We start from the raw sequence: 1550 nt of genomic DNA on the forward strand, positions 1-1550 counted from the left end.
TAGCGAAAGGGTAAGCTTACGTGGAATTTGTCGTTCCATGGAAGTGAGCATGACTTGGCTGATGAACTTTGCGGCTTCAATCTGGGAGCAAACGCCGGACAATTTGGGAGTAGATTACGAGCTCCTAGAGAATCTGAGTGATGAAGAGCTACAATCCGTTGAAATTCAATTAGATGAGATGTGGTCTTTCGTCGGCTGCAAGAAAAACAAGCGTTGGATTTGGGTAGTCTATTGCCCAGCGATCAAGCAGGTTTTGGCCTTTCATGTTGGAGGTCGAGGCAAAGCGGACGCCGAAAAAATGCTAGATAAGCTCCCGCAACGGTTAAGAGATCACTGCCAGTTTGCTACCGATTACTGGGAGGCATACTACCAGACGATACCAAGTGACCAGCATCATCCGAGTAAGGCGCTTACTTTTTTCATTGAAGGTTATTTTACGGGCGTCAGAGCAAGGGTAAGTAGATTGGTTCGGCGCAGTGTCGCTTTCTCGAAGAAGCTAGAGAACCATGTGGCGGCCATTGGCTACTTCCTCTGGCAGCGAAACTTGATGGCTCACCATTACTATTGATACACCGCCGCCCTACGATGGCCATTAGTAAGTTGCTTTTCCCAAGGGGTTTGAAATTGATCGCTTCTAGGTCAAAACCATTGGATTTGAGATGGCGGAATAAGCACTCAATGCGCCAACGCTTTATGTATTGGTCAACAGTCTTCTTGACCGGTCGGAGGCGCGTCAGAAAAATGATCACCTCATCACCAGCGGTCCCTTTAGGATTAGGACGCATCGATATAAAATAGAACTGTCCACCCAACTTTATACGTTTGCGGCAGAACTTACCGTGACTCCGGCACTGGTCATACATCTGCTGATAAGTCTTACCGGGAGCTTCGTCTACAGCTTGGTAGAAGTCGCCGAACCTCAGTCGGATGACAAACTCTATTTTGTTGTCAATCAGGAACTTAAACCATTCTTGGCCGACATATTCTCGGTCAGCAAGCAGCGTCATGCCCTTCAGGTCGAGATGTTTCATCGCTTCAGTAAACAGAGCTTTGCGCTCTGCTTGGGAGGAAGCACCAATTTTACCTAGTTGTTTCCAATAGATGGGGATGGCCACGGAGCCGACTAGAACGCTCAACACCATGTAGTGATACTTTTGCTGACCTCGCTTCCAACTGGTACCATCCAAGAGTAAGTGAGTAAAACGAAAGCGACGAAGTAGGCTCAGCGTTCGTCGCTGAACGTCAAGAATAAAGCCAGCGTTGTCTTGCCAGGCATCGAAAAATCGAATCAATCGCTGATAGTGACTGGCGGGCTGAACAAGCGGTTTGTCGAGGGCCAAGCCGACATAATCCTTGAGTTTCCATAGGCTGCAAGTTCTTCCCAAAATGAGAAGTTGGCAGATCAAGTGAAGGTTTTTTGTAGCACCAAGACCGTATTTTCCGTACAAGTCAGTAAATTTACGCAGTTGCGGAGTGAGCATGAGTTGGAGTTGTGGTTAACCCCTAAGGTAGTGCTCGCTTCGCACTTTCTAAAAATGTAGAGTAGTGTG

1 protein-coding gene and 1 pseudogene are annotated in these 1550 nt (G+C 47.5%); one reads left to right on the forward strand and one right to left on the reverse strand.

The window, feature by feature from the left end:
- Positions 1 to 61 precede the first annotated feature (61 nt).
- Entirely contained in the window at positions 62 to 568 is a 507-nt protein-coding gene (locus H9S92_RS22805) for an IS1 family transposase (protein ID WP_406612112.1), read from the forward strand.
- Positions 569 to 632: 64 nt separating this feature from the next.
- On the opposite strand, the pseudogene H9S92_RS06680 reads toward H9S92_RS22805, so the two are convergent.
- Positions 633 to 1481: pseudogene (locus H9S92_RS06680) on the reverse strand (transposase); the annotation flags it as partial.
- Between the last annotated feature and the right edge of the window lie 69 nt (positions 1482 to 1550).

This window comes from Neolewinella lacunae, from assembly GCF_014349155.1.
In the GTDB taxonomy this organism is placed as follows: Bacteria; Bacteroidota; Bacteroidia; order Chitinophagales; family Saprospiraceae; genus Neolewinella; species Neolewinella lacunae.

Bases quoted from the DNA above. Each gene is read 5' to 3' on its own strand.
- H9S92_RS22805 (WP_406612112.1), top strand. From the start codon at position 62: ATGAACTTTGCGGCTTCAATCTGGGAGCAAACGCCGGACAATTTGGGA.